Source organism: Persicitalea sp. (assembly GCF_041751555.1).
Lineage (GTDB): Bacteria > Bacteroidota > Bacteroidia > Cytophagales > Spirosomataceae > Persicitalea.
Window position 1 is genome coordinate 1 of sequence record NZ_JBGSXF010000297.1, and the last position, 5887, is coordinate 5887.

Annotated in this window: 6 protein-coding genes; 1 reads left to right on the forward strand and 5 read right to left on the reverse strand. The window is 52.7% G+C overall.

Features of this window, described 5'->3' with window-relative positions; genetic code table 11:
- Positions 1-263: 263 nt before the first annotated feature.
- On the forward strand, positions 264-1034 hold the full coding sequence (locus tag ACEW8P_RS10405; protein WP_373513018.1) for an ion transporter: 771 nt from the start codon (positions 264-266) through the stop codon (positions 1032-1034).
- On the opposite strand, the gene ACEW8P_RS10410 is transcribed toward ACEW8P_RS10405, so the two are convergent.
- From ACEW8P_RS10410 to ACEW8P_RS10430, 5 genes are all read right to left on the reverse strand, one after another.
- On the reverse strand, positions 1031-1426 hold the full coding sequence (locus tag ACEW8P_RS10410) for a DUF1622 domain-containing protein (protein WP_373513019.1): 396 nt from the start codon (positions 1424-1426) through the stop codon (positions 1031-1033). The genes ACEW8P_RS10405 and ACEW8P_RS10410 overlap by 4 nt on opposite strands.
- Positions 1427-1438: 12 nt before the next feature.
- Positions 1439-2152, reverse strand: a complete 714-nt coding sequence (locus ACEW8P_RS10415) for an ion channel (RefSeq protein ID WP_373513020.1) — start codon at positions 2150-2152, stop codon at positions 1439-1441.
- A gap of 39 nt (positions 2153-2191) precedes the next feature.
- Complete coding sequence (locus tag ACEW8P_RS10420; protein WP_373513021.1) at positions 2192-3979, reverse strand: heparinase II/III family protein; 1788 nt, start codon at positions 3977-3979, stop codon at positions 2192-2194.
- A gap of 191 nt (positions 3980-4170) precedes the next feature.
- Positions 4171-5259 (reverse strand): response regulator, encoded by a 1089-nt coding sequence (locus tag ACEW8P_RS10425; protein WP_373513022.1) that lies wholly within the window; start codon positions 5257-5259, stop codon positions 4171-4173.
- Positions 5260-5269: 10 nt separating this feature from the next.
- A partial coding sequence (locus tag ACEW8P_RS10430) for a sensor histidine kinase (RefSeq protein ID WP_373513023.1) occupies positions 5270-5887 on the reverse strand: 618 nt, incomplete at its 5' end.

The window sequence follows — 5887 nt, forward strand, 5'->3', positions numbered from 1 at the left end:
CAGGTATCTGACGGTAGTGGCACCGTACCTAGGGAGCCAGCCTCAGATCGAGGCCCGGTTGATTGGGCAAACCCCAATCGGTGGCTCACGGATTGAAATCGAGGTGACGCTCGACGGAAGGAGTAAACGGCTTGTTTACGAATATTGAGACTTCAAGCTGATTTCTAACCGGTAAATCACTGATTTTGATAAAGTGTGCAGCGCATTAAGTGAGCTTTTTTATTTTTTCAATACCTTCGGACGGGTCATTGAAAAAAGATGAAATGAAGAAGGAACTCCAACGCGAACGAAACCGATTACTCTACTCCATCGACCGACTGCTGGACGGGCCGATGATTTTCCTGGGCTTCGTGTGGCTGGTGCTGTTGATCGTGGATCTGATCTGGGGATTGTCCAAGACGCTGGACTACATCAGCATTGGCATCTGGATTCTGTTCATCATCGACTTCATCGTTAAGTTTATCCTGGCGCCCGCGAAGCTGAACTACGTCAAGAAAAACTGGCTGACGGCTATCTCGCTCATTATTCCCGCCCTGCGGGTGTTCCGCATTTTTCGTTTTCTACGGGTGCTGCGCAGCTTGCGTGGACTGCGGCTGGTCAGGATCGTCTCGTCGCTCAACCGCAGCATGAAGAGCCTGGGCGCGACCATGAAGCGTCGGGCCTTCGGTTACGTCGTACTGCTGTCGTTGGTTGTGACTTTCACGGGCGCGGCGGGGATGTTTGCAATTGAAAAACCCGCCCCCGGCTTCGACAGCTACGGCATGGCCCTGTGGTGGACGGCCATGCGTGTGACCACGGCGGGCAGCGAGTATTCGCCCACTACGCCCGAGGGCCGTGGGCTGGCGTTCCTGATCACGCTCTTTGGGTTTGCGATTTTTGGCTACGTGACGGCTACGCTGGCCACCTTTTTCATTGGCCGCGACGCAGAGGAGAAAGACGCCCCCGTGGCGGGAGCGCAGGATGTGGCGGAGTTGCGTAAGGAAATCGCCCTGCTCACGCGGATGATCAATGAAATGAAGGAAAAATTGGCCTAGGATTTTTCTCTTCGGGTGGTAGAAATAATGTCCGGGCGGCTCTTGGCCGGATCGATCAGGTCGTTCGCACCTGAGTTTTTCAGTTCCCTTTCCAGAAAGTAGTTGAGCGCCGTCCGCAGCGTGGCAATGGCAGCGAGCTTGCCGATCTCGTCCCAGCTGGGCGCGATGGCCGTCGCCAGGATATCAGCCCCGAGTAGTAGTTCAAGAGACACAGTAAGTGAGCTTCCGAAGCGAATGCGCAGATCCTGAATGGTTTTTCCGGAATCGGTTTTGGCAAAGTTCAGTACATAGCTGTACAGAAACTGCAAGAGGGCGACGCCGATAACTACAGCAGCCAGGATTTCGATGAACGCGCTGAGGTGCTTGGTGACGACTTCGGCAATTTCTTGCATAGAGCTGACGGTTTATTTAGAATCCGGGGGAGGTATAGATTCCTTGTGTTCATCGACAAAGGTGGTCTTGGCCGAGAATTTACTGATGAGAATACCGACCAGCACTACGGAATAAAATTGCCCGACGATCCCGATGAAAGCCGTGATCAGTTTGACGTAATGGGCTTTGGGGACAATATCACCAAAGCCGATACTGGTAAAGGTCACGCTGTTGAAATATACCAAATCCATGAACACGGCGGCTTTGCTGGAATCATCGATGCCTTCGATGGAACTGAAATCCTCGTAGAGAAACACCTGCATGAGGAAGACGCTTATTTCTAATAACAGGAAGTACCCACAGGCTGAGGCCGAAATGAGGTCTTTATTGATATAGCCGGGACGGATCAGGAAGTCGATGATTTCCCTAAAAATGAAAGAAAAGAAAATGACGTAGGCGATATTCAGGCTCAGCATAAAGTAAGGGAGCCGACCGAATATCGGTAGCGCGATGGGAAAGCCCAGTACTAAAATGAAGAGCAGGTTGCGTACGATCTTTTTCCACCGACCTTTCTTGACGAAAATCCCTACGCTGGCCAGACCCACGACAAGAATGTTGATGGGCCAGATGACCTTAGCGTAGAAATCAACATCTTCCAGAAACACTCCGATGAAAAGGTGCTGAATCAGGGCTATGAGCAGTACTTCGTACTTATGGACGTGCAGCCAGGCAAGGAGTTTCTTCATGCGGCGAAGGTAATTCTAATTCCGTGCCAGAGTGGTACTTTACCGATCCGACAGCCGGACTTGAATTTTCCCCTGGCTGCCTTTTGCCAGATAAGCCGGGACGCGGACTTCCACGCGCTTGAGATTCGGAATCGTTTTGTCGATTTCCAGCGGAGGCGGATCGAGCGAAACGATCGACACGTTTAGTTTGGCTGGGGCCAGAATCGAAAGCTTGAGTTCTTGTCCGTCCTGCTTCAAGATGGCCCCGTTTTCTGTGGGGATGACCTCGGCGGTCGTCATGAGGGCCCACGTCAGGTACTTGGTGGTCTCGCTGGTTTCGAAAGTGTCTTCGACCAGCACCGAATGGTCGCTTTCTTTAACGAATCGACGTTTCAGCGACTTCACTTGCCCGGCGAGGGGCTTCGACATATCATAGGTGACCTCGGGCTGAGTTCCCGTTTTGAAGTCAACGATGTTGGCCGTGCCAGCCACATCGAAGCGCTCGTCGTTGACCACAATAGTGCTGTGGCCCTGGTTGCCTTTGGTCAGGAGCGTCCATCGCTCGCAATCCTGACAGTAGCCCGACAGATTGAAGCCGATTTTATTGAGTAGGTAGTATCGTTGATTACCTGGATCGAGCACCCAGCGTACACCGTTGAGTTCAAAAATAAAGCTACCCGCGTCCATATTCCCGTGGCTCAACTGAGCCCTCCCGCCTTTGGTAGCCAGGTAAAAATGGCCGGGATCGCCCGCCGTGCCCCGAAAAACGGCAATAGGGTTGATGCCTTTTCCGTGCCACGACGAGGGTAGTTCACTTTTCGAGAGACCACCGACTCGGCTGCGGTACAAGGTTAGGTAGGGGAGCCCGAGGCCCGCCTGTGGCCCAGCTTTTTCGGGATGGGCAAAGAAATCTTCCTCGAATAGTAGCGGGTCGCCCGTTTGGGCCGCGAACCAGGAGAGCAGCACCGAGCCTTGTCCATCGCGGGTGTCGCTGGCGTCGGAGTAGTTGAAGAAAGTGCCCGATGGCGCGGTGGCAATCAATCGGAATTTGCCGCTTTCCAGAAATCCGGGGCTTTTTGAAATGCCAAAGTCGGTTCCCAATGCGCTGGTCAGCACGCTCGAAGCAATCACGGCGTAACTCGTGCCGTACCACCAGTAGCTCGGGCCCTCGGGATAGACCCCGTCCGGGCCGTATTCCCGCACGGAATTAGGCATTTTTTCCAAGGCGCGCGAGATGGTCTTGGCGGCCAACTCGGGGTCGATATCGGCGATGGCGAGAGAAGCCGCTACCAAGCCACCGTGACAGACCGAGTTCCAGTTATTGTTGCCTTCTACCCAGCCCATGCGCAGATTTTTGTCGCTGTAGCTGGGCATAATTCCCTTTTCAATTATAGCCTTCTTGGCGGCAGTAAGGGTAGTTTTGGGCAAATCCTGGCCTACCCAATCTGTGGCCAACGCTACGGCAAACGACATCTCGGACACGTCGAGAAAATGATCGGGGTTCCAGTCTTGGAAAGCGATGACCGCCCGCAATTCTTGGTCGATTTTTTCTAAAATCTTCGGGTCTTTTCCGATCCGATACACCATGCACAGCGTACTCATCCTTCGCAGCATTTCCCGCGACACAAAAAGCAATCGAAAACCTTCCAGCTCTCGTTCCACGACGGGTTTGGACAGGATTTCTCCCGCCTCTTTTACCAGATACTGGTAATAGTCCCTGACGTAGGGATCGTCTTTTAGCTTTTGCCGGATGGTTTTTTCAAGCGCCGGCGTCAGGATGAGTTTAGGGGATTTCTTCGGCAGGTTTTTCTTGATATAATCCGCCGTGATGGGGTTGTCCCAGTGCAAACCACCACCTTTTGTCTCTTGACTGAGTCCTGTCGTTGGGAGTGATGCGCAGTATAAAACAGAAAAAAGAGGAAGTAGGAACGACTTTCTGAACATGGTTACTAGGATCTAGGATGGAACTTTACAAGGAAGACGATGATAATGATCGTTACCCCGGTAGTTCATCTCTCAGAAAGAATGTGAACATTCCCTCAATTCCGCATCCTTACCAGCTTCTCGTAATTCAGAATCGTAATCAAACTACCCTTCATCTCCACCAATTTTTCCTGTTTGAAATCCGAAAGTGTGCGGATGACGGTCTCGGTAGCTGTCCCGACAATCGAGGCGATGTCTTCGCGGGTGATGGCCATCGAGAAAGGGCGGGCTTTGTCGGCCTGATAGCGCTGGGCCAGCATGACGATCGCCTCGGCCACGCGCTTGCGGACGGAGTTGTAGGCCAGTTGCAGCAGCCGCTCCTCGCGCTCCTTTATTTCGTTGGAAAGCATTTTGATAAAGCGCGACGACACCTCCCGGTTGCCTTGCAGAAGCTCAAAAAAATCTTCTTTGGGAATAAGGGCGACTTCCGATTCTCCCAGGGCCACGGCGGTATCCTGGTAGGGATTGTCTTGCAACAAATCGACGTAGCCGAAGAAATCGCCCTCTTTGTACAAATCGGTTATAAACTCCTTGCCGGACTCGTTGGCGCGGTAGGCTTTGATTTTTCCTTCGATCAAAAAGAAAATGCCCGTCGGGAAGCTGCCTTCGGTATAGACGGTTTCCTTTTTTCGGAAAGATTTGATCCTTTTTTCCTCGGTCAATTGGTGCAAAGCATCTGTGGTACGGCCATCTCGGCCGTCTCTGAGTCCACTTTCGTTAAGAAAAGCATCCAAACCTTCGACGCTACGATTAAATCCGGCCCGCAACCGCTCACTTTTTTGCAGCCGCACCTCCACCGCGCTCAGCAGCTCGACGTCGTCATAAGGTTTGGTCAGGTAGTCGTCCGCGCCCATGCTCATGCCTTTGCGCTGGTCGCTCCGCTCGGCCTTGGCGGTCAAGAATATGAAGGGGATATTAGCGGTTTGGTCGGCTTTGCCCAACATGTGCAGCACCCCGTAACCATCGAGTTCCGGCATCATGATGTCGCAGATGATGAGATCCGGGAGTTCTTGCTGGGCCAGCCGGACGCCTTCCTTGCCATTACTGGCGGTCACGACCTCATAATTAGACAATTCCAGAATTTCGGCCGTATTCTCCCGCATTTCGGGATTGTCTTCGATCAGCAGGATTTTTTTTGTGTCCATAGTGGGAGGTTCAGGATGCGTCGGGCGTCTCATTGGGCAGGCGGACGCGGAAGGTGGATCCAATGGCGGGGCTGCTTTCAAATGAGATGTCGCCCCGCATTAGGTCGATGTAATTTTTGACAATATTCAACCCCAAACCCGTTCCCTGGGCGGTTCCGGCGTTGTGAGCGCGAAAAAATCGATCGAAGACATGCGGCTGATCACTTTCAGGAATGCCGATGCCCTGATCCTGAATCTCGAAATAAACACTTTCGCTGTCCGCACGAGTGCTAAGCCGGATTTCGGTGTGGGGCTCGGAGTATTTGATGGCGTTGGAAAGCAGGTTGATTAGCACATTGCGTACCAAATGCTCGTCCAGCCAAACTTCTGCCAGGCCTTCGTGCTGGTAATGAATGAGCTGTCCTTCCCGACAAACGCCCTTTATTTCATCCATCAACTCCTGACAGCAAGCGGGCAGTTCCACCTGCACCGGGATGCTCCGCATATGGCCAGCTTCAAGCTTGCCGATAGATAGAAAATCGTTGAGGATTTCCGTCAGATTATTCACCGCCGACTTGATGCGCTGTACGTGCTTTTGACGCTTGTCGTCTTCCGTTGTTTCTACGTACCTCCCAATCAGAGACGCCGA